This is a genomic window from Streptomyces sp. MP131-18 (assembly GCF_001984575.1).
GTDB classification, from domain to species: Bacteria; Actinomycetota; Actinomycetes; order Streptomycetales; family Streptomycetaceae; genus Streptomyces; species Streptomyces johnsoniae.
In genome coordinates, this window is record NZ_LZNS01000001.1 from 7,105,782 (window position 1) to 7,126,899 (window position 21,118).

Below are 21,118 nucleotides of genomic sequence, written 5' to 3' on the forward strand. Positions count from 1 at the left end.
TTCTCGGCGGTCACAGCGAACTCCAGTCCTGGTCGGGGTACCGGTGCACGGGCGCCGAGACGTCGTCCAGCGCTCGGCAGATCTCCTCAGGAAGGCTAAGGTCCTCCACTGACAGCGCTTCGCCGAGCTGGTGCACCGTCCGGGCGCCGACCAGCGGCGCCGCGACGCCCGGCCTGTCCCGCACCCAGGCGAGGGCGACGTGCAGCGGGGTGACCGCGAGGCCGTCGGCCGCTATGGTCACGGCGTCCACGATCCGGCCGGCGGCCTCGTCGAGGTAGGGCTCGACGAACGGCGCCAGCTGCTCGGACGCGCCCCGCGAGCCGGCCGGCGCCTCGCCCCTGCGGTACTTGCCGGTCAGGACGCCGCGGCCGAGCGGCGAGGAGGGCAGCAGCCCGATGCCCAGGTCGAGGGCGGCGGGCAGCACTTCGCGTTCCACTCCGCGCTGGAGGAGGGAGTATTCCATCTGCGTGCTGGCCAGGCGGGTGCGCGCGCCCGGCGCGGCCAGCTGCCAGGTGGCGGCCTTGGCGAGCTGCCAGCCGCAGAAGTTGGACACCCCGGCGTACCGGACCCGGCCGCTGCCCACCGCGATCTCCAGGGCCTGGAGTGTCTCCTCCATGGGCGTTTCCGGATCGAACGCGTGCACCTGCCACAGGTCGACGTAGTCGGTGTTCAGCCGTTCGAGGGAGGCGTCGAGCGCGGCCAGCAGGTGCCCGCGGGAGGCGTCGAAGCGCCGGTCGGGGTCGGGCACGCTGCCGGCCTTGGTGGCGACCACCAGGTCGCGCCGGGGCACCAGCCCGTCGAGCAGCCGCCCCAGCAGGTACTCGGCGCCGCCGTCCCCGTAGACGTCCGCGGTGTCCACCAGGGTGCCGCCCGCCTCCCAGAACGTCTTCAGCAGTTCCGCGGCGTCCTGTTCCCCGGTGTCCCTGCCCCAGGTGAGGGTGCCGAGTCCGAGCCGCGAGACGCGCAGGCCGGTGCGGCCCAGGTGCCTGAGATCCATGAGCGTTGAGCGTACTTGCGGCCACACGTTACAGTCCGGGGGGACGGGTGGGTTACTGACGGGTAAGAGCGGGCTGGAGGAGCGCACATGCGACTCGGAATCAACCTCGGCTACTGGGGAGCCGGGATGGACGCGGACAATCTGGCCGTGGCCCAGGAGGCCGACCGGCTCGGCTACGAGGTCTGCTGGGCCGCGGAGGCGTACGGCTCGGACGCGCCCACGGTGCTCTCCTGGGTGGCCGCGCAGACCAGCAGGATCGACGTCGGCGCCGCCATCATGCAGATCCCGGCCCGGGCCCCGGCCATGACGGCGATGACCGCCGCCACCCTGGACGCGCTCTCCGGCGGCCGGTTCCGCCTCGGCCTGGGCGTCTCGGGGCCGCAGGTGTCCGAGGGCTGGTACGGCACGGCGTTCGACCGGCCGCTCGCCAGGACCCGCGAGTACGTCGAGATCGTCCGAAAGGCGATGTCCCGCGAACGGCTGACCCACGAAGGAGAGCACTGGACGCTTCCCCTGCCCGGCGGCCGGGGAAAGCCGATCAAGCTCACCGTCCACCCCGTCCGCGAGCGCATCCCGCTGTACATCGCGGCCATCGGCCCGAAGAACCTGACGCAGACCGGCGAGATCGCCGACGGCGCGCTGGTGCTGTTCCTCGCGCCCGAGCACGCCGAGGAGACCACGCTGGCGCCGCTGCGCGCCGGGCGGGAGAAGGCCGGGCTGACGCTGGACGGCTTCGACGTCGTGCCGACCGTTCCCATGGCCGTGGGCGAGGATCTGGACGCGCTCGCGGACCACTTCCGCCCCTACACCGCGCTCTACGTCGGCGGCATGGGCAGCAGGGAGCAGAACTTCTACAACCGGCTGGCGCAGCGCATGGGGTACGAGAAGGAGGCCGACGAGATCCAGCGCCGCTACCTGAGCGGGGACCGGGACGGCGCGGCCGCGGCGGTGCCCCGTTCGCTGATCGACGCCACGACGCTCATCGGCCCGCTGCCGCGGATCGCCGACCGGATGCGGGCCTATGCGGAGTCGGGCACCACCACCCTGTCGCTGATGCCCGCGGGCTTCACGCTCCAGGAGCGGATCGCCGGACTGCGGGCCGGAGTCGAGGCCATGGAACGGGCCGGGCTCGCCTGAGCCCCGCTGATCTACGCTTGCCGCATGCCCACCCTGCTGCTCATCCGGCACGGCCGGACCACCGCCAATTCCGCAGGCGTCCTCGCCGGCCGCGCGCCCGGCGTCCGGCTCGACGGCCACGGCACGGAGCAGGCCGCCGCGCTCCCCGGCCGGCTGGCCGGTATTCCGCTGGCCCTCGCCGTGCACAGCCCGCTGGAGCGCTGCGTCCAGACGCTGGCCCCGCTGCGCGAGGCGCGCCCCGGCCTTCCGGTGCACGCCGAGCCCCGCGTCACCGAGTGCGACTACGGCGAGTGGACCAACCGCACGTTGAAGGAGCTGGCCGGGGAGCCGCTGATGGCGACCGTCAGGAGCCAGCCGTCGGCCGTGGTGTTCCCCGGCGGGGAGGCGATGCGGGAGGTGCACGCCCGCGTGGTCGCGGCGGCCAGGGAATGGGACGCCAGGGTCGCGGCGGAGCACGGCCCAGAGGCGGTGTGGCTGATGTGCACCCACGGTGACAACATCAAGGCGGTCGTCGCGGACGCCCTCGGCCTGCACCTCGACCTGTTCCAGCGCATCGTTCCGCACCCGGCGTCGGTGACCGCCATCCGTTACGGCGAGCCGCCGCTGCTGCTCAGGTTCGGCGACACCGGCAGCCTGGAGGAGTTCGTTCCGGACACGGAGGAGGCCGCGCGCGATGCCGCGGAGGCCACCGAGGCTCCCGTGGGTGGTGGTGCCTGACCACGGTGATCGCGAACCGCAGTAGGGTGCCAGTGTCTCAAGCAGTCGACCCAACGGAGCAGTACGTGTCCCGTCAGGTATTCCTCTACGACCCTCCCGAACGCTTTGTCGCCGGGACGGTCGGGCTGCCTGGCCGCCGTACCTTTTTCCTTCAGGCATCGGCGGACGGCCGCACGACCAGCGTGGCCCTGGAGAAGGCCCAGGTGGAAGCCCTCGCCGAGCGCATCGACGAGCTGCTCGACGAAGTAGTGCGGCGTGCGGGCGGCAACACGACCGTGCCCGCCGTCGCGCCCGCCGAGCTGACCGACACGGGACCGCTGGAGTCCCCCGTCGAGGAGGAGTTCCGCGTCGGCACCATGGCCTTGGCCTGGGACAGCGACAGCGAGCGCATGATCGTCGAGGCCCAGGCCCTCGTCGAACTCGAAGCCGAAACCGAGGAGGCCTTCGCCGAGGCCGAGGAGCGGCTCCTGCGGGACGACGAGAACGGCCCGCCCATGCTGCGCGTCCGCCTCAGCGGAACGATGGCCCGTGCCTTCGCCAAACGCGCCCTCGAAGTGGTGAACGCCGGCCGCCCGCCCTGCCCGCTCTGCAGCCTGCCGCTCGATCCGGAGGGACACGTATGTCCGCGCCAGAACGGATACCGCCGCAGCCGGGTGTGACGGCCGACGAGGTGCTCTCCCGCGGCGAGTTGACCGTCCACGGACGCATCGTGGACGCCTCCAACACGGTGCTGTACGCCACCGCGGAGTGGGCGGGGCAGCGCCTCGGCTGCGTCTACAAGCCGGTTTCGGGGGAACGCCCGCTGTGGGACTTTCCCGAGGGCACCCTCGCGCAGCGCGAGGTCGCCACGTACGAGGTGTCCCGAGCCCTCGGCTGGGACCTGGTGCCGCCCACGGTGCTGCGGGACGGCCCGCTGGGGCGCGGCATGTGCCAGCAGTGGGTGGGACCCGCGCCGGGCGCGGAGGGGGCCGGCAAGGGGCCCGACTCGCTGCTCGCGCTGATCGACGCCGAGGCGCCGGAGCCGGGCTGGAAGGCCGTGGGCCTCGCCCAGGTCGGGGCCGGGCGAACGGCCCTGCTGGTCCACGCGGACGACGAGCGGCTGCGCCGGGTGGCGGCGCTGGACGCCGTGATCAACAACGGTGACCGGAAGGGCGGTCACCTGCTGCCGCTGCCCGACGGCCGCCTGTACGGAATCGACCACGGCGTCACGTTCCACACCGACAACAAGCTGCGCACCCTGCTGTGGGGCTGGGCGGGCGAGCCGCTGCCGCCCGCCGTACACGAGTCGCTGCGCACCCTCGATGCCGAACTCGCGGCGGACCGCCCGCTGCTGACGCGACTGCGCGCCCTGCTGACCCCGGACGAGTGCGAGGCGCTGCGCGCCAGAACGGCCACGCTGCTGCGCACCGGGCGCTACCCGGAGCCCAGCGGGGAGTGGCCGGCGATTCCGTGGCCCCTGGTGTGATCCCGCCCGGCCCTGTCGTGACTGCGGCGGCATGCGGTTAGGCTCGGGGCATGCATGCCTGGCCAGCCTCAAAGGTTCCCGTTCTGCCCGGTCAAGGCCGTGATCTCTCGATTCACGACACCGCGACGAACGGCCGGGTGACCCTCACCCCCGGACCGGTCGCCCGGATCTACGTCTGCGGCATCACCCCCTACGACGCCACCCACATCGGCCACGCGGCCACCTACACCGCGTTCGACCTCGTGCAGCGGGTCTGGCTCGACACCAAGCGCCAGGTGCACTACGTGCAAAATGTCACCGATGTCGACGACCCGCTCCTGGAGCGGGCCGCGGCGACCGGCGTCGACTGGTCGGCGCTCGCAGAGCGCGAGACCGCCCTGTTCCGCGAGGACATGACGGCGCTTCGCGTCCTGCCGCCGCGCGACTTCGTCGGTGCGGTCGAGTCGATACCGGCCATCGTTCCCCTCGTCGAGCGGCTCCGGGCCGCCGGCGCCGCCTACGACGTCGACGGTGACGTCTACTTCTCGGTCCAGGCCGACCCGCGCTTCGGGTCCGTCTCGCGGCTGGACGCCGCGGCGATGCGGACGCTGTCGGCGGAGCGCGGCGGTGACCCGGAGCGGCCGGGCAAGAAGGACCCGGTGGACCCGCTGCTGTGGCGCGCCGCCCGGCCGGGGGAGCCGTCCTGGGACGGCGCCTCGCTCGGCCCCGGCCGGCCGGGCTGGCATATCGAGTGCGTGGCCATCGCGCTCGACCGGCTCGGGATGGGGTTCGACGTGCAGGGCGGCGGGACCGATCTGGCGTTCCCGCACCACGAGATGGGCGCCTCGCACGCGCACGTCCTCACCGGCGGCCACCCCTTCGCCCGCTCCTACGTGCACGCCGGGATGGTGGGCTACGAGGGCGAGAAGATGTCGAAGTCGAAGGGGAACCTGGTCTTCGTCTCGCGGCTGCGGCAGGACGGGGAGGACCCGGCGGCGATCCGCCTGGCCCTCCTCGCGCACCATTACCGAGCCGACTGGGAATGGACGGAGGCGGTGTTGGCCGCTGCGATGCGCAGGCTCGCGCACTGGCGGTCCGCGGTGTCCCGCCCCGAGGGGCCGCCCGCCGAGGGGGCCGTGGAGGAGATCCGCGCCGCGCTGGCGGACGACCTGGACGCGCCGGCGGCGCTGGCCGCCGTCGACCGCTGGGCCGATGACCAGGCCCGCGAGGGCGGCGGCGATCCGGGTGCCCCCGGCGTGATCAGCAGGGCCGTGGACGCCCTGCTCGGCGTGGCTCTCTGACAGCTCCGCGGCCGGGGCCCCGGCGGCTGATCAGTCGTCCGGGTCCCCGGCGCCCGGCTCCTGCCCGCTCTGGTCCGACTCAGGCGGGCGTCTGCGCGGTCTGGTGCGCCCGCTGCCCGGGTCGCGGAGGTAGGAGCCGGTGTCCCCGGCGGGCGGCTGCCCGTCGCGGCGGCGCAGATACCGTTCGAACTCCTTGGCAATCGCCTCCCCGGAGGCTTCGGGCAGCTCCGCGGTGTCCCGGGCCTCCTCGAGCGACTTCACGTACTCGGCGACCTCGCTGTCCTCCGCGGCCAGCTGGTCCACGCCGATCTGCCAGGCCCTGGCGTCCTCCGGCAGGTCGCCCAGCGGGATGCCGACGCCGAGCAGGTCCTCGAGCGCGTGCAGCAGCGCCAGCGACGCCTTCGGGTTGGGCGGCTGCGCGACGTAGTGCGGAACGGCCGCCCACAGCGTCACCGCCGGCACCCCGGCGTGCGTGCAGGCTTCCTGGAGGATGCCGACGATGCCGGTGGGCCCCTCGTACCTGGACTCCTCCAGGTCGAGGGAACGGGCCAGGTCCTCGTCCGACGTCACGCTCGTCACCGGCACCGGCCGGGTGTGCGGGGTGTCACCGAGGAGGGCGCCGAGCACCACCACCATCTCCACGCCCAGTTCGTGCGCGAAGCCGAGGATCTCGTTGCAGAACGAACGCCAGCGCATGCTCGGCTCGATACCGCGCACCAGAACGATGTCGCGGCGCGGTACCGGCCCGTGCTCCGAGCCGATCCGCACCACCGACAGCCGGGTCGTCGGCCAGGTGACGCGGCGCACCCCGCCGTCCAGCCAGATGTGCGGGCGGTTGACCTGGAAGTCGTAGTAGTCCTCGGCGTCCAGTGCCGCGAACACTTCCCCCTTCCACTCCCGCTCCAGATGAGCGACCGCGGCGGAGGCGGCGTCACCAGCATCGTTCCAGCCTTCGAACGCGGCCACCATGACCGGGTCGACCAGCTCGGGAACTCCGTCGAGCTCGATCACCCAGCGCCTCCTCCCGGCCGGGGCGGGGGAGGTGCTCCCGGCCCGGCTGCCGTAAGTGTTCCGTGCGGCCCCAGCCTACGGCGTGACCGTGCCCAGCCCGCAGTCCTCGTACGCATGCGCACGGTCATCCACGGTGACCGGTCGCTCACTCCGCCGGTCGTCGTGCGCCCCACGGCGCCCGGCCCGGGCGCAGGTCCCGCCGCGCGATGTTGCCGCCGGGCGAACGCCCGGGGCGGCCGGGGCCGTTCAGTGCCCGCGCAGCAGGTCGGCGACGCGGGCCCTTACCTCCTCCGTGTCGAGGCCGCGGATCGTCACCGTGGTACGGCGGCGCAGCACGTCGTCCACGGTTCCGGCCCACTCGCGGTCGCGCGCGTACACCACCTGGGCCCAGATCTCGGGACCTTCGGGGTGCACGCGTTCGCCGAGTGCCGGGTTCCGGCGGACGAGGTCGGCGATCTCGAAGGCCAGGGAGCCGTAGTGGGTGGCCAGGTGCCGGACCGTCGCCGGGGCGAGGGCCGCGCCCGGGTCGCGGTCCGCGAGCAGCCGGTGCGCGACGGCGTCCGGATTGGCGACTCCCGGCAGCGGCACGCGCCGCACCAGGTCGCCCACCGGTGCCATGTCCTCGGCGAGCACCGAGCCGGGCAGTTTGGCGACCTTGTCGAGCACGGTCCGCCCGATGTGCCGGTAGGTGGTCCACTTGCCGCCCGCGACGGACAGCATGCCGCCGCTGCCCTCGGAGACGACCGTCTCGCGCCGTGCGGACGTGACGCCGCCGGGACCGGCGGGCAGCACGCGCAGTCCCGCGAACGCGTAGGTGAGCAGGGAACGGGACAGGTGTTCGTCGCGGATGGAGAGGGCGGCCTCGTCGAGGATCTGCCGGATGTCGGCTTCGGTGGCGTGGACCTCGGCCGGATCGCCCTCGTACTCCTCGTCGGTGGTGCCGAGCAGCAGCTGGTCCTCCCAGGGGAGGGCGAAGGTGATGCGGTACTTGTCCACCGGGGTGGCCAGTGCGGCCCGCCAGGGCACCGTACGGCGCAGCACGATGTGGGCGCCCTTGGACAGCCGGATGCTCGGCTCGGCCCCCGGGTCCTCCATGCGCCGCAGGTGGTCCACCCAGGGTCCGGTGGCGTTGAGCACCAGCCGGGCGGTGACGCCGAACTCGGTGCCGTCCAGCCGGTCGCGCAGGTCCGCGCCGGTGACGCGCCCGCGGGTGAAGCGCAGGCCGGTGACCTCGGCGTGGTTGAGCACGGCGGCGCCGGATTCGACGGCGGCCCTGACGGTCATGACGGCCACGCGCGCGTCGTTCATCTGGTGGTCGCCGTAGACCGCGACGGCCTTCAGGTGCTCGGTGCGCAGCGCCGGGTTGGCGGCCGCGGCCTTGGCGGGGGAGATCACGCGCCCCACGCCGTCGCCGAACGCGGACAGCGCCGAGTAGGCGAACACGCCGGCGCCCAGCTTGGCGGCGCCGTGCGGCCCGCCGCGGTAGACGGGGAGGTGGAACGTGAGCGGGTTCACCAGGTGCGGGGCGACGTCGCGGGAGAGGACGCGCCGCTCGTGGTGGTTCTCCGCGACCAGCCGGACGGCGCCGGTCTGGAGGTAGCGCAGCCCGCCGTGGACCAGCTTGGAGGAGGCCGATGAGGTGGCGCCGGCGAAGTCGCCGGCGTCCACCATCGCGACCCGCAGTCCCGACTGGGCGGCGTGCCAGGCGACGGATGTGCCCAGGATGCCGCCGCCGACGACCAGCAGGTCGTAGGCGGCGGTGGCGAGCCGGTCCCTGGTCTCGGCGCGCCGCTCCGTGGCGGTCGTGGCGACGGCTGCGGCAGCCGGGTGCGGGGTGTTCATCGTCTGTCAGCTCTCCTCATCGAGCCAGCCCATGGTCCGCTTCACGGCCTTGAGCCAGAACTGGTACTCGCGGTCGCGTTCGGCCGCGTCCATCTGCGGGGTCCACTCGGCGGCCCGGCGCCAGTTCGCGCGCAGGTCCTCGACGTCGTTCCAGAAGCCGACGGCCAGCCCGGCCGCGTAGGCGGCGCCGAGACAGGTGGTCTCGGAGACCATCGGCCGGACGACGGGCACGTCGAGGAAGTCCGAGATGTTCTGCATCAGCAGGTTGTTGGAGGTCATCCCGCCATCGACCTTGAGTGTGGTCAGCTCCATCCCGGAGTCCTTCTTCATGGCGTCGACGATCTCCCGCGTCTGCCATGCGGTGGCCTCGAGCACGGCCCTGGCGAGGTGTGCCTTGGTCACGTAACGGGTCAGGCCGGAGATGACGCCGCGGGCGTCGGAGCGCCAGTAGGGGGCGAAGAGGCCGGAGAAGGCGGGCACGAAGTAGGCGCCGCCGTTGTCGTCGACGGACAGGGCGAGGGTCTCGATCTCGGCGGCGCTGTTGATCAGCCCCATCTGGTCGCGCATCCACTGGACCAGGGCGCCGGTGACCGCGATGGAGCCCTCCAGCGCGTACACGGGGTCCTGGTCGCCGATGCGGTAGCCGACGGTGGTGACCAGGCCGGCGTAGGAGTTGATGGCCTTGGGCCCGGTGTTCATCAGCAGGAAGGTGCCCGTGCCGTAGGTCGACTTGCCCTCGCCGACGGAGAAGCAGGTCTGCCCGAACAGCGCGGCCTGCTGGTCGCCGAGGGCGGAGGCCACCGGAACGCCGTCGAGCGCTCCGCCGCGTGCGGTGCCGAACACCTCGGCCGAGGAACGGATTTCGGGGAGCAGCGCGGTGGGGACGCCGATGGAGTTGCAGATCTTCTCGTCCCACTGGAGGGTGCGCAGGCTCATCAGCAGGGTCCTGGAGGCATTGGTGACGTCCGTGACGTGTACGCCGCCCTCGGTGCCCCCGGTGAGGTTCCAGATGACCCAGGAGTCCATCGTGCCGAACATGATCTCGCCGCGTTCCGCGCGCTCCCGCAGGCCCTCGACGTTGTCGAGCAGCCAGCGGATCTTGGGGCCGGCGAAGTAGGAGGCGAGCGGCAGCCCGGTGTCCCGGCGGAAGCGGTCCTGGCCCACGTTGCGGCCGAGTTCGCGGCACAGCGCGTCGGTGCGGGTGTCCTGCCACACGATGGCGTTGTGGACGGGCTCGCCGGTGGCCCGGTCCCACAGCAGCGTCGTCTCGCGCTGGTTGGTGATGCCGATGGCCTTGACCTGCTCCTTGGAGATGCGGGCCTTCGCGAGGGCGCCGGCGACGACCTCCTGCACGTTGGTCCAGATCTCGGTGGCGTCGTGCTCCACCCAGCCCGGCTTGGGGAAGATCTGCTCGTGTTCCTTCTGCTCGACCGAGACGACGCGCCCGTCCCGGTCGAACACGATGCAGCGGCTTGACGTGGTGCCCTGGTCGATGGCGGCGATGTACTCGCGCGGGGCGCCCGAGGTGTCGTCGTGTGCGTCGGTCATAACGCGGCTCCTGGTCGTGGTGCGGGCGGGGGCGGACGGCGGGGGTCAGAACAGCAGGTTGTGGATGCCGGCCGCGATGGCGGCGCCGATGAGCGGGCCGACGACCGGAACCCAGGCGTAGCCCCAGTCGGAGCCGCCCTTGTTCGGCAGCGGCAGGAGGGCGTGGACGATGCGGGGGCCGAGGTCGCGGGCCGGGTTGATGGCGTAGCCGGTGGGGCCGCCGAGGGAGAGGCCGATGCCGACCACGACCAGGGCGACCATGAGCCCGCCGGTGCCGGACATGGTGAGGCCGTCGTTGAGGCCGATGCCGAGGACGAGGAAGATCAGGACGGCGGTCCCGATGATCTCCGTGGTGACGTTCTGCACGCTGTTGCGGATCTCGGGGGCGGTCGCGAACACGCCGAGCACGGGGCCCGGCTCCTGGCGCGAGGGTTCCCGGCGTTCCTCTGTCTCCGCGGCGGCGTCGAACGCCTTGGGGCCCGGGGTCCTGGAGCCGCTGACGACCTTGTGGTGTTCCAGGTGGGCCTGGAAGTGGCCGTAGTACGCGAGCCACACCAGGACGGCCCCGAGCAGCGCACCGGTCATCTCCCCGGCGACGTACGTGGGCACGTCGCCCCACTCGCCGGTGTCGATCGCGAGGCCGAGCGTGACCGCCGGGTTGAGGTGGGCACCGGAAAGCTGGGTAGAGACGTAGAAGCCGGAGAGCACGCCGATGCCCCACCCGAAGGTGATGGCGACCCATCCGGCATCGAAGGACTTCGACTTTCTGAGGACGTTTCCTGCGACCACGCCGCAGCCGAGCAAGACCAGTACGGCGGTGCCGAGGACCTCGCCGAAAAAGATGTCGGAGCTGGACACCCGTGACTCCTTTGTCCTTCGTCCAGGGATTCCTGGTCGACGTCCGTCCGGTGTTCGACAATGTCGACCATCGAACGGGAGTTTTCTCCCCGAAGAGGCTGTCGTCAAGGGTTGGGCGGCAGATACCTCTCGGGTATCCGGATTGTCCTAGAAGCGCCCGGCTCCGAGATCGCGCGACACGGACCTCGCGCAGTCCCGCACCGCGGCGATGAGGCGCGGGCTGAGCGCGCCGTCGGATCGCATGCGCTCCTCGGCGCCCGTGATCCCCACCGCGCCGACCGGCATTCGGCGGCGATCGAGGATGGGTGCGGCGATGGAGGCGACCCCGTCCCACGTCTCGCCGACGTCACTCGCCCAGCCGCGCGCCCGAACGCGTTCAAGCCCGCGTTCGAACTCCGCCGGGTCGGTCACGGTCAGCTCGGTGATCGCCGCGAAATCGCTCTCCATGACCTCGTTGTGCGCGACCGGGTCGTAGGCGGCCAGCACCTTGCCGAGCGCGGTGCTGTGCAGCGGCTGCATCGCGCCCACCTCCAGGACCTGCCTGCTGTCGTCCGGCCGGAAGACGTGGTGCACGATCAGCACGCCCTGTTGGTGCAGCACGCCGACGTACGCGCTCTCCCCGCTGGAGCGCGCCAGGTCGTCCGTCCACACCAGGGCCCTGGCCCGCAGCTCGTGGACGTCGAGATAGCTGTTGCCCAGGCGCAGCAGCTCCGCGCCGAGCTGATAGCGGCCGGAGGAGGGGTCCTGCTCGACGAAGCCCTCCTGCTGGAGGGTGCGCAGCAGGCCGTGCGTGGTTGCCTTGGCGAGACCAATGGCGGATGCGATGTCGGACAGACCCAGCCGCCGCTCGCCGCCGGCGAGGAGCCGCAGGACTGCCGCGGCACGCTCAAGCGACTGGATGGTCCGAGCCATGGGGCCGCCTCCTTGTTCCGGGTAACCCAAGCGCCTCCCGTTCGGCATTGTCGAACACGAGCGGGTCATGCCGATAGCCCCCGGGGGCGAATTGAGTGTACGGCGGTCCCGGGACCTGCGGTGTCTCCCAATCCGGCGTCCCCGGCCGTTAGGCTGACTCGGTGCGCTCCGTCACGGAGGCCGCATAGCCGACAGCCGTCGCACCCCAGGGAGCAATTCCATGGCCTCTGCAAGCCCGCCCCTCGCCAGCCCCTCCGACCGGGCCACCGCCCTGCGCGAGGCATTCGCCTCGCGGGTCGTGGTCGCCGATGGCGGGATGGGCACCATGCTCCAGGCGCAGGACCCGTCGCTCGACGACTTCCAGCAGCTCGAAGGTTGCAACGAGGTGCTGAACGTCACCCGTCCCGACATCGTCCGCACCGTTCACCGCGCCTACTACGAGGCCGGCGTGGACTGCGTGGAGACCAACACCTTCGGCGCCAACCTCTCGGCGCTCGGGGAGTACGAGATCGCCGACCGCGTCTTCGAGCTGTCCCGGGCCGGCGCGGGCGTCGCCCGCGAGGTCGCGGACGAGTTCACCGTGCGTGACGGGCGCATGCGCTGGGTCCTGGGCTCGATCGGCCCCGGCACCAAACTCCCCACCCTCGGCCACGTCTCCTACGGCGAGCTGCGCGCGGCCTACCAGCAGAACGCCGAGGGCCTGATCGCGGGCGGCGCGGACGCCCTGCTGGTCGAGACCAGCCAGGACCTCCTCCAGACGAAGGCCGCCGTGCTCGGCGCCCGGCGCGCCCTGACCGCCGCGGGCGCCAGCCTGCCGCTGCTCGTCCAGGTCACGGTGGAGACGACCGGCACCATGCTCCTCGGCTCCGAGATCGGCGCCGCCCTCACCGCGCTCGAACCGCTCGGCATTGACATGATCGGCCTCAACTGCGCCACGGGCCCCGCCGAGATGAGCGAGCATCTGCGGTACCTGTCCCGGCACGCCGGCGTGCCGGTCTCCTGTATGCCGAACGCGGGGCTGCCCGTGCTGGGCAAGGACGGCGCGCACTACCCGCTCGGCCCGGCCGAGCTGGCCGACGCGCACGAGTCGTTCATCGCCGAATTCGGCGTCTCCCTCATCGGCGGCTGCTGCGGCACCACGCCCGAGCACCTGCGGCAGGTCGTGGAGCGGGTGCGCGACCTGCGGCCCGCGGAGCGGGACCCGCAGCCAGAGGCGGGCGCCTCCTCGCTGTACCAGACGGTGCCCTTCCGGCAGGACGCCTCCTACCTGGCCATCGGCGAGCGCACCAACGCGAACGGCTCCAAGAAGTTCCGCGAGGCCATGCTCGCCGGCCGCTGGGACGACTGCGTGGAGCTGGTGCGCGAGCAGATCAAGGAGGGCGCCCACCTGCTCGACCTGTGCGTCGACTACGTCGGCAGGGACGGCGTGGCCGACATGAAGGAGCTGGCCGGCCGCTTCGCCACCGCCTCCACGCTGCCGATCGTGCTGGACTCCACCGAGCCCGGCGTACTCGAGGCCGGCCTGGAGAAGCTGGGCGGCCGGGCCGTGATCAACTCGGTCAACTACGAGGACGGCGACGGCCCGGACTCCCGCTTCGCGAAGGTCACCCGCCTCGCGGCCGAGCACGGCGCCGCGCTGATGGCCATGACGATCGACGAGGAGGGCCAGGCCCGCACCCCCGAGCACAAGGTGGCCATCGCCGAGCGGCTGATCGCCGACCTCACCGGCAACTGGGGCATCGCCGAATCCGACATCATCATCGACTGCCTGACGTTCACCATCTGCACCGGGCAGGAAGAATCCCGCAAGGACGGCGCGAACACCATCGCCGCCATCCGCGAGCTGAAGCGGCGCCACCCCGATGTCCAGACCACCCTCGGCCTGTCGAACATCTCCTTCGGCCTCAACCCCGCCGCCCGCCTGGTGCTCAACTCCGTATTCCTCGACGAGTGCGTCAGGGCCGGGCTCGACTCCGCGATCGTGCACGCCGCCAAGATCCTGCCGATCGCCAGGATGGAGGCCGAGCACGCCGAGGTCGCCCGCGACCTGATCTACGACCGCCGCCGCCCCGACTACGACCCGCTGCAGCGCTTCCTCGAACTCTTCGAAGGCGTCGACACCAAGTCCATGAAGGCGGGCAAGGCCGAGGAGCTGCGGGCCCTGCCCCTGGAGGAACGTCTCCAGCGGCGCATCATCGACGGCGAGCGCAACGGCCTGGAGGCCGATCTCGACGCCGCACTCGCCGAACGGCCCGCCCTCCAGATCGTCAACGACACGCTGCTGGCGGGCATGAAGGTCGTCGGCGAGCTGTTCGGCTCCGGGCAGATGCAGCTGCCGTTCGTCCTCCAGTCCGCCGAGGTCATGAAGAACGCGGTCGCCTACCTCGAACCCCATATGGAGAAGACGAGCGACGACGGCAAGGGCACCATCGTCCTGGCCACCGTGCGCGGCGACGTCCACGACATCGGCAAAAACCTCGTGGACATCATCCTGACCAACAACGGCTACAACGTGGTCAACCTCGGTATCAAGCAGCCGGTTTCCGCGATCCTGGAGGCCGCCACCGAGCACCGCGCCGACGTCATCGGCATGTCCGGGCTGCTGGTGAAGTCCACCGTGATCATGAAGGAGAACCTGGAGGAGCTGAACCGGCGCGGCATGGCGGCCGACTACCCCGTCATCCTCGGCGGCGCCGCCCTCACCCGCGCCTACGTCGAGCAGGACCTGCACGAGGTGTACGAGGGCGAGGTCCGCTACGCCCGCGACGCCTTCGAGGGCCTGCGGCTGATGGACGCGCTCGTCGCCGTCAAGCGCGGCGTCCCCGGCGCCACCCTGCCGGAGCTGAAGCAGCGGCGCGTGCCCAAGCGCGAGAGCCCCCTGCCGCTGCCGGACGACACGGACGCGCCCGCCCGCTCGGCCACGGCGACGGACGTGCCGGTGCCCGTTCCGCCGTTCCTCGGCACCCGCGTGATCAAGGGCGTTCCGCTGAAGGACTACGCGGACTGGCTCGACCCCGACGCGCTGTTCAAGGGCCAGTGGGGCCTGAAGGCGGCCCGCGGCGACGACGGGCCCGACTACGCCGAGCTGGTCGAGACCGAGGGCAGGCCGCGGCTGCGCGGCTGGCTGGACCGCCTGCACACCGACAACCTGCTCCAGGCCGCCGTCGTCTACGGCTACTTCCCGTGCCACGCCGAGGGCAACGACCTGGTGATCCTCGACGAGGACGGCAAGGAGCGCACCCGCTTCACCTTCCCGCGCCAGCGGCGCGGCCGGCGGCTGTGCCTGTCCGACTTCTTCCGCCCCGCGGAAAGCGGCGAGACCGACGTGGTCGCCCTCCAGACCGTCACCATCGGGCCGCGGGTGAGCGACGCCACCGCCGAGCTGTTCGCGGCCGACGCCTACCGCGACTACCTGGAGTTGCACGGCCTGTCCGTCCAGCTCGCCGAGGCACTCGCCGAGTACTGGCACGCCCGGGTCCGCGCGGAGCTCGGCATCGCCGGTGGCGACCCCGAGGCGCTGGACGGGATGTTCCGCACCGAGTACCAGGGCTGCCGCTACTCCCTTGGCTACCCGGCCTGCCCGGACCTGGAGGACCGCGCCAAGATCGCCGAGCTGCTCGGCTCGGAGCGCATCGGCGTGACGCTCTCCGAGGAGTTCCAGCTGCACCCGGAACAGTCCACGGACGCCCTCATCCTTCACCATCCCGAAGCCAACTATTTCAACGCCCGCTAACCCGTGCGAGTGATATGGGGCGGCGGCAGTTTTTGCGCCGACGTAGACTGATCGGTCCGGTACAGGCCGGCCGTCCCGCCGCGGACGGCCGGCCTGCTCGCCCCCATGGAGGTGCGCGCGGATGACGAGTTCCCTGTTGGCCGTCGACACGGCCGTGCCCGCAGGGCCCGGCCCTCAGGCCGTTCTGCTGGACATGGACGGCACGCTGGTCGACACCGAGGGCTTCTGGTGGGACGCCGAGTGCGAGGTCTTCGAGGCCCTGGGCCACCAGCTGGCCGAGGAGCACCGCGAGGTCGTCGTCGGCGGCCCCATGACCCGCAGCGCCGGCTACCTCATCGAGGTGACCGGCGCGGACATCACGCTCGACGAGCTGCGCCTCCTGCTCAACGCAACGTTCCTGCGCCGCCTGGAGGCCGGCGTCCCCCTGATGCCCGGCGCCCGCAGGCTGCTGACCGAACTGGCCGCCCACCGGGTGCCCACCGCGCTGGTCTCCGCCTCGCACCGCACCGTCATCGACCGCATCCTCGGCTCCCTGGGGCCCGAGTACTTCGCGGTCACCGTCGCGGGCGACGAGCTGCCCCGCACCAAGCCGCACCCCGATCCCTACCTCACCGCGGCCACCCGCCTCGGCGCCGACCCGGCACGCTGCGTCGCCGTCGAGGACACGGTCACCGGCGTTGCCTCCGCCGAGGCGGCCGGCTGCCGCGTCGTGGCCGTGCCCTCGGTCGCGCCCATCCCCGCCGCCGCCGGGCGAACCCTGGTGCGCACGCTGGAGGAGGTCGACCTCGCGCTCCTGCGCGCCGTCGCCGCCGCCCCGGCCCCCGGAGGAACGCCCGCCAGGACAGTCCGCCCATGACCCACCCCGCCGGCGGATCGCCGCCGCGCGCGGCCGCCCGGCGGGAGCGCCCCTTACGCGAACGTGCCACCCGGGTGGCTCTGCCGCTCGCCTGCGGCCTGCTCGCCGCGCTGTTCCTTGGCCGTCACCTCGGCGGCGAGGACGCCCCGGTCCTGGACGAGCGGGTCGTGGTGGGCACCACCGAGGAGATCGCCGCCGTCGACCCCGCCGCCGGCGGCGGGCCCGGCAGTGCCGTGCTCCTGGACAACGTCTTCCAGTCGCTGCTCGCTTTCCCGCCGGGCCGGACCGAACCGCAGCCCGACGCGGCCGAAAAATGCGGCTTCACCGACCGCGTCAGCCGCCGCTTCACCTGCACCCTCCGTGACGACCTGACGTTCACGAGCGGCGAACGGCTGACCGCGGCGGCCGTCAAGTTCTCCTTCGACAGGACGCTGCGCATCGAAGCCCCGGGCGGCCCGGCCGCGCTGCTGTCCTCGATCGACCGCATCGAGACCCCGGACGAGGAGACGGTCACCTTCCACCTCGGCCGGCCCGACGCGACCTTCCCGCAGAAGATCGCCTCCGCCGCGGGGGCCATCGTCGATCCCGGTGCCTACCCCGCCGACGCCCTGCGCACCGACGGCGGCGCCACCGGCTCCGGCCCCTACCGGCTGGAGCGGCTCACCCGGGACGAGGCCGTCCTCTCCCTCAACACCGACTACCGCGGCCCCGCCGTCGCCCGGAACACCGGCGTCACCCTCCGCCTCTTCCACGGCGACCGGGCGGCGCTGCGGGCGGCCCTGGCAGCCGGCGAGGTCCACGTCGCCCGCGGCCTCGGCAGCGCGGACCTCGCGGGCCTCGCTGTCCTTGAGCCGCCCGCCGCGGCGGGCGGCGGCGGCCCCAAGACGGTCGACGGCACCGGCGCCGCTGCCCTGCACCTCGCCTTCAACCTGGACGATCCGGTCGCGGGCCGGCCTGGCGTCCGCCGTGCCGTCGCTCACCTCGTCGACCGCGCCGCCCTGATCGAGGACGTGCGGCCGCGCACCGCCGAGCCCCTGTATTCCGTCGTCCCGGCCGGGATTCCCGGGCACACCCCCTCGTTCCTCGACGCCTACGGAGACGAGCCGCGGCGCGACCGTGCCGAGGCGGCGCTGCGCGAGGCGGGCATCACCGAGCCCGTCGCGCTGACGCTGTGGATCACCCCCGACCGTCACGGCCCGGAAACGGAGGCGGCGTTCGAGCACCTCGCCGCCCGGCTGAACGCCAGCGGCCTGTTCGACGCGCAGGTCACGAGCGTGGCCGCCGACACATTCGAACGGGGGGTGGCGGACGGCTCGTTCGGCGCCTTCGCGCACGGCCGGGCGCCCCAGTACCCGGATGCGGACGCCTATACCGTCCCCTACTTCGGCACCGGCGGGCTGCTCACCGGCGGCTACGCCGCGCCGCGCGTGACCGAGGAGCTGATCCCGCGCACGGAGCGGCAGGGCGACCGCGGCGCGACCGCTGAGGACTTCGCCGCGCTCCAGGACATCGTGGCCGAGGACCTGCCGCTCATCCCGCTGTGGCAGACCAGGCAGTACGCCGTCGCCGGCGAGAACGTCACCGGGCTCCCCTGGGCCCTCGACCGCACGGACGTCTTCCGCCTGTGGGAGATCGCCCGCACGCCGCAGGACTGACCGGCCTCAGCTGCCCGGCCGCACCAGACCGCTCTCGTACGCGAACACGGCCGCCTGCACCCGGTCCCGCAGGCCCAGCTTCGTCAGCACGTGTCCCACATGCGTCTTCACCGTGGTCTCGCTCACGAACAGGTCGGCCGCGATCTCCGCGTTCGACAGGCCGCGTGCCACCAGCTTCAGCACCTCGACCTCGCGGTCCGTCAGCGTGTGCAGCGCGTCCGGCACCGGCTCGTCGCCCGACGGCAGCTTCTCCGCGTACATGTCCAGCAGCCGCCGGGTGACGCTCGGCGCGAGCATCGCCTCGCCCGCCGCGACCACCCGGATGGCCTGCACCAGCTCCGCCGCCGGCGCGTCCTTCAGCAGGAACCCGCTGGCACCGGCCCGCAGCGCCTCGACCACGTACTCGTCCAGGTCGAACGTGGTCAGCACCAGTACCTTCACCGGGCCGTCCTTCGCCGGGCCCGTGATCTGCCGCGTCGCCTCCACCCCGTCCATCCGCGGCATGCGAATGTCCATCAGCACCACGTCCGGCTGGAGCGCCCGCACCTGGTCAAGCGCCTGAAGACCGTCCCCGGCCTCCCCGACGACGGCGAGGTCCTGCTCCGCCTCCAGGATCATCCTGAACCCGGTGCGCAGCAGCGGCTGGTCGTCGACCAGCAGAACGCGGATCGGCATGAAGGCACCCTTCGGTCGGGGGAGGACGGCCCGAGACGCCGGTGGCCGCGCCCCCATTCTGGCTCACGGCGCAGCGGCCCCCGCGCCCGGGAGCCCGCCCGCACTCCCGACGCCGTCCGTATCCGCGCCGTCCGCGTCCGCCTTCGCCTCCGGCGCCGCCTGCGGCGGCACCGCGAGCGGCAGCTGATCCTGGACCAGCAGCGGGTAGGGCGGGGGAGTGCCGCCGAACTCGGGGCAGCGCGAGCGGTGGTCGCACCAGTCGCACAGCCGGCCGGGGCTCGGCCGCCAGTCACCGCTCTCCGTCGCCCGCCGGATCGCCTCCCACAGCGCGAGCAGCTTGCGCTCCACCCCGCGCAGATCGGCCTCGTCCGGGTCGTACGTCAGCACGTCGCCGCTGCCCAGGTACACCAGCTGGAGCCGCCGCGGAACGGCCCCCCGCAGCCGCCACAGCACCAGCGCGTAGAACTTCATCTGGAACAGCGCTTCCCCGGCGAACTCCGCGCGCGGGGCCCGCCCCGTCTTGTAGTCGACGATCCGCACCTCGCCGGTGGGTGCCACGTCCACCCGGTCGATCACCCCGCGCAGCCGCAGCCCCGAGTCCAGCCGCGTCTCCACGAACAGCTCCCGCTCCGCCGGCTCGAGCCGCGCCGGGTCCTCAAGGGTGAACCACCGCTCGACCAACTCCTCGGCCTCCGTGAGCCACTTGGCCAGCCGCTCGGCGTCGACCTGCGGTGCCTGCGCCCCATCGCCCTCCGCCGGCTCCGCCGCGCCGCCGTCCTCAGGCGCGAACAGCCGGGCCAGCTCGGGCCGCCGCGTCAGCAGCCGCTGCCACTCGCGCACCACGAGCGAACGGGCCCGCCGCGCGCTGCGCTCCCCGGCCGGTGCGTCGAAGACGCGCTCGAGGACCGCGTGCACCACCGTCCCCCGCGTCGCCGCGGCACTCGGCTCCTCGGGCAGTTTGTCGATCACCCGGAAGCGGTAAAGCAGGGGACACTGCATGAAGTCGGCAGCCCGGGAAGGAGAAAGAGAGTGGGGCGGCGCCGCGGAAGACCCAGTCATGGAACGAACCCTACGGCGCGTCACTGACAGACAGCGGCATACCATCGACTCCGGGCCCGGGGCACGGCATGATCGGGCTTAACGCGACGAGGGGAACCGGTGGGAGACTCGGACAGCGACCGGACAGCGCGCTCCGGGGCCCAGGAGGCTCGGGACGACGAGCAGCGGCGCCCCAAGGAGGGCGGCGGGGGCATCCTGATGGGCCGGGTGTTCGGCGTTCCGGTCTACGTCGCTCCCAGCTGGTTCCTGGTCGCCGCACTCATCACCTGGTTCTTCGGCAATCAGCTCGACCGGGTCCTGCCGGAGCTCGGCGGCAGCCGTTATCTGGTCTCCCTCTTCTTCGCCGTCGCCTTCTACGCCTCCGTGCTGGTTCACGAGCTGGCCCACACCCTGGCCGCGGTCCGCTTCGACCTGCCCGTGCGGCGCATCCAGCTCCAGTTCTTCGGCGGCGTCTCGGAGATCGAGAAGGAGTCCCAGACCCCGGGCCGTGAGTTCGTCCTGGCCGGCGTCGGCCCGCTGCTCTCCCTCGTCCTCGCCGGCGTCTTCTACGTCGGCATGCTGGCCGTGGAGTCCGGCACCGTACCCGGCGTCCTGCTGGCCGGCCTGATGATCTCCAACCTCATCGTCGCCGTCTTCAACCTGCTCCCCGGCCTGCCCCTGGACGGCGGCCGGATGCTGCGCGCCGTCGTATGGAAGCTCTCGGGCAGCCCGATGACCGGCACCGTCGCCGCGGCGTGGACCGGGCGCGTGCTGGCCATCGTCGTGCTCATCGGCTTCCCGCTGGCCACGCACATGGGCTCGGTCGCCGACCGCGACTCGTTCTCCGGGCTCCAGTCCCTGACCGACGCGCTGCTCGCCGCCATCCTCGCCGCCATCATCTGGACCGGCGCGGGCAACAGCCTGCGCATGGCCCGCCTCCGCGAGCGCCTGCCCGCGCTCAACGCCCGCGCCCTCACCCGCAGGGCCGTCCCCGTGAGCCCGGAGACCCCGCTCTCCGAGGCGCTGCGCCGGGCGAACGACGCGGGCGCCCGGGCCCTCGTCGTGGTGGACGGCCAGGGGACGCCGCAGTCCGTGGTGCGGGAGTCGGGCATCGCCGGCGTTCCGCAGCACCGCAGGCCGTGGGTCGCGGTGAGCACACTCGCCCAGGACCTGACCGAGGGCATGCGGGTGCCCGCCGACCTCACCGGCGAGGGACTGCTCGACCGGCTGCGGGCCACCCCGGCCACCGAGTACCTGGTCGTCGAGGAGACCGGCGAGATCTACGGTGTGCTCTCGACGAGCGACGTCGAACGGGCCTTCATCGACGCCATGGCCCGTCCGGCCGCCTCCCCCCGGCCGCGGTCGGCGCCGTGACCCGGGTGGACTAGGCTTGC

General features: G+C 72.5%; 17 protein-coding genes. 9 read left to right on the forward strand and 8 right to left on the reverse strand.

The genetic code is table 11. The annotated features are described in order from the left end of the window. Window positions 1-10: 10 nt before the first annotated feature. Window positions 11-997 carry an aldo/keto reductase gene (locus tag STBA_RS31535; protein ID WP_077062430.1) on the reverse strand — a complete coding sequence of 329 codons (987 nt, stop codon included), beginning with the start codon at window positions 995-997 and terminating at the stop codon, window positions 11-13. Window positions 998-1,084: 87 nt separating this feature from the next. On the opposite strand from STBA_RS31535, the gene STBA_RS31540 reads away from it, so the two are divergent. The 5 genes from STBA_RS31540 to mshC all read left to right on the forward strand — a co-directional run bounded on the left by STBA_RS31540 (window position 1,085) and on the right by mshC (window position 5,596). Next, a complete protein-coding gene (locus STBA_RS31540) occupies window positions 1,085-2,134 on the forward strand; it encodes an LLM class F420-dependent oxidoreductase (RefSeq protein ID WP_077062431.1) in 1,050 nt (349 codons plus the stop codon). A 24-nt stretch (window positions 2,135-2,158) separates the two neighbouring features. Beyond that, on the forward strand, window positions 2,159-2,851 hold the full coding sequence (locus tag STBA_RS31545) for an MSMEG_4193 family putative phosphomutase (protein ID WP_077062432.1): 693 nt from the start codon (window positions 2,159-2,161) through the stop codon (window positions 2,849-2,851). Between the two features lie 65 nt (window positions 2,852-2,916). Further along, window positions 2,917-3,510, forward strand: a complete 594-nt coding sequence (locus STBA_RS31550) for a DUF3090 domain-containing protein (RefSeq protein ID WP_077062433.1) — start codon at window positions 2,917-2,919, stop codon at window positions 3,508-3,510. Then, window positions 3,471-4,316 carry an SCO1664 family protein gene (locus tag STBA_RS31555; RefSeq protein ID WP_079252263.1) on the forward strand — a complete coding sequence of 282 codons (846 nt, stop codon included), beginning with the start codon at window positions 3,471-3,473 and terminating at the stop codon, window positions 4,314-4,316. The genes STBA_RS31550 and STBA_RS31555 overlap by 40 nt, the downstream gene beginning before the upstream one ends. A gap of 50 nt (window positions 4,317-4,366) precedes the next feature. Then, window positions 4,367-5,596, forward strand: a complete 1,230-nt coding sequence (mshC, locus tag STBA_RS31560) for a cysteine--1-D-myo-inosityl 2-amino-2-deoxy-alpha-D-glucopyranoside ligase (protein ID WP_077062435.1) — start codon at window positions 4,367-4,369, stop codon at window positions 5,594-5,596. Window positions 5,597-5,626: 30 nt separating this feature from the next. On the opposite strand, the gene STBA_RS31565 is transcribed toward mshC, so the two are convergent. The 5 genes from STBA_RS31565 to STBA_RS31585 form a co-directional block, all read right to left on the reverse strand. Beyond that, entirely contained in the window at window positions 5,627-6,607 is a 981-nt protein-coding gene (locus tag STBA_RS31565; RefSeq protein WP_077062436.1) for a PAC2 family protein, read from the reverse strand. Window positions 6,608-6,853: 246 nt separating this feature from the next. Then, a complete protein-coding gene (locus tag STBA_RS31570; RefSeq protein ID WP_077062437.1) occupies window positions 6,854-8,449 on the reverse strand; it encodes a glycerol-3-phosphate dehydrogenase/oxidase in 1,596 nt (531 codons plus the stop codon). Between the two features lie 6 nt (window positions 8,450-8,455). Further along, complete coding sequence (gene glpK, locus STBA_RS31575) at window positions 8,456-9,997, reverse strand: glycerol kinase GlpK (protein WP_077062438.1); 1,542 nt, start codon at window positions 9,995-9,997, stop codon at window positions 8,456-8,458. A gap of 45 nt (window positions 9,998-10,042) precedes the next feature. Then, a complete protein-coding gene (locus STBA_RS31580; protein ID WP_077062439.1) occupies window positions 10,043-10,855 on the reverse strand; it encodes an MIP/aquaporin family protein in 813 nt (270 codons plus the stop codon). 147 nt (window positions 10,856-11,002) lie between these two features. Further along, window positions 11,003-11,767, reverse strand: a complete 765-nt coding sequence (locus tag STBA_RS31585) for an IclR family transcriptional regulator (protein WP_077062440.1) — start codon at window positions 11,765-11,767, stop codon at window positions 11,003-11,005. A gap of 220 nt (window positions 11,768-11,987) precedes the next feature. Here STBA_RS31585 and metH point away from each other — a divergent pair, with 220 nt between their 5' ends. From metH to STBA_RS31600, 3 genes are all read left to right on the forward strand, one after another. Next, complete coding sequence (gene metH, locus STBA_RS31590) at window positions 11,988-15,500, forward strand: methionine synthase (RefSeq protein ID WP_077062441.1); 3,513 nt, start codon at window positions 11,988-11,990, stop codon at window positions 15,498-15,500. Window positions 15,501-15,621: 121 nt separating this feature from the next. After that, entirely contained in the window at window positions 15,622-16,356 is a 735-nt protein-coding gene (locus STBA_RS31595; RefSeq protein ID WP_077062442.1) for an HAD family phosphatase, read from the forward strand. Next, complete coding sequence (locus STBA_RS31600; RefSeq protein WP_077062443.1) at window positions 16,353-18,011, forward strand: ABC transporter substrate-binding protein; 1,659 nt, start codon at window positions 16,353-16,355, stop codon at window positions 18,009-18,011. Before STBA_RS31595 ends, STBA_RS31600 begins: the two co-directional genes overlap by 4 nt. A gap of 6 nt (window positions 18,012-18,017) precedes the next feature. Here the strand turns inward: STBA_RS31600 and STBA_RS31605 are convergent, their stop codons facing one another. Together STBA_RS31605 and STBA_RS31610 are read right to left on the reverse strand one after the other, a co-directional pair. After that, a complete protein-coding gene (locus STBA_RS31605) occupies window positions 18,018-18,686 on the reverse strand; it encodes a response regulator transcription factor (protein ID WP_077062444.1) in 669 nt (222 codons plus the stop codon). A 63-nt stretch (window positions 18,687-18,749) separates the two neighbouring features. Beyond that, window positions 18,750-19,745: a PD-(D/E)XK nuclease family protein gene (locus tag STBA_RS31610; protein WP_253195147.1), complete on the reverse strand. Its 996-nt coding sequence runs from the start codon at window positions 19,743-19,745 to the stop codon at window positions 18,750-18,752. A 99-nt stretch (window positions 19,746-19,844) separates the two neighbouring features. Here STBA_RS31610 and STBA_RS31615 point away from each other — a divergent pair, with 99 nt between their 5' ends. Further along, window positions 19,845-21,098, forward strand: a complete 1,254-nt coding sequence (locus STBA_RS31615; RefSeq protein WP_077062445.1) for a site-2 protease family protein — start codon at window positions 19,845-19,847, stop codon at window positions 21,096-21,098. The last annotated feature ends 20 nt before the right edge of the window (window positions 21,099-21,118 follow it).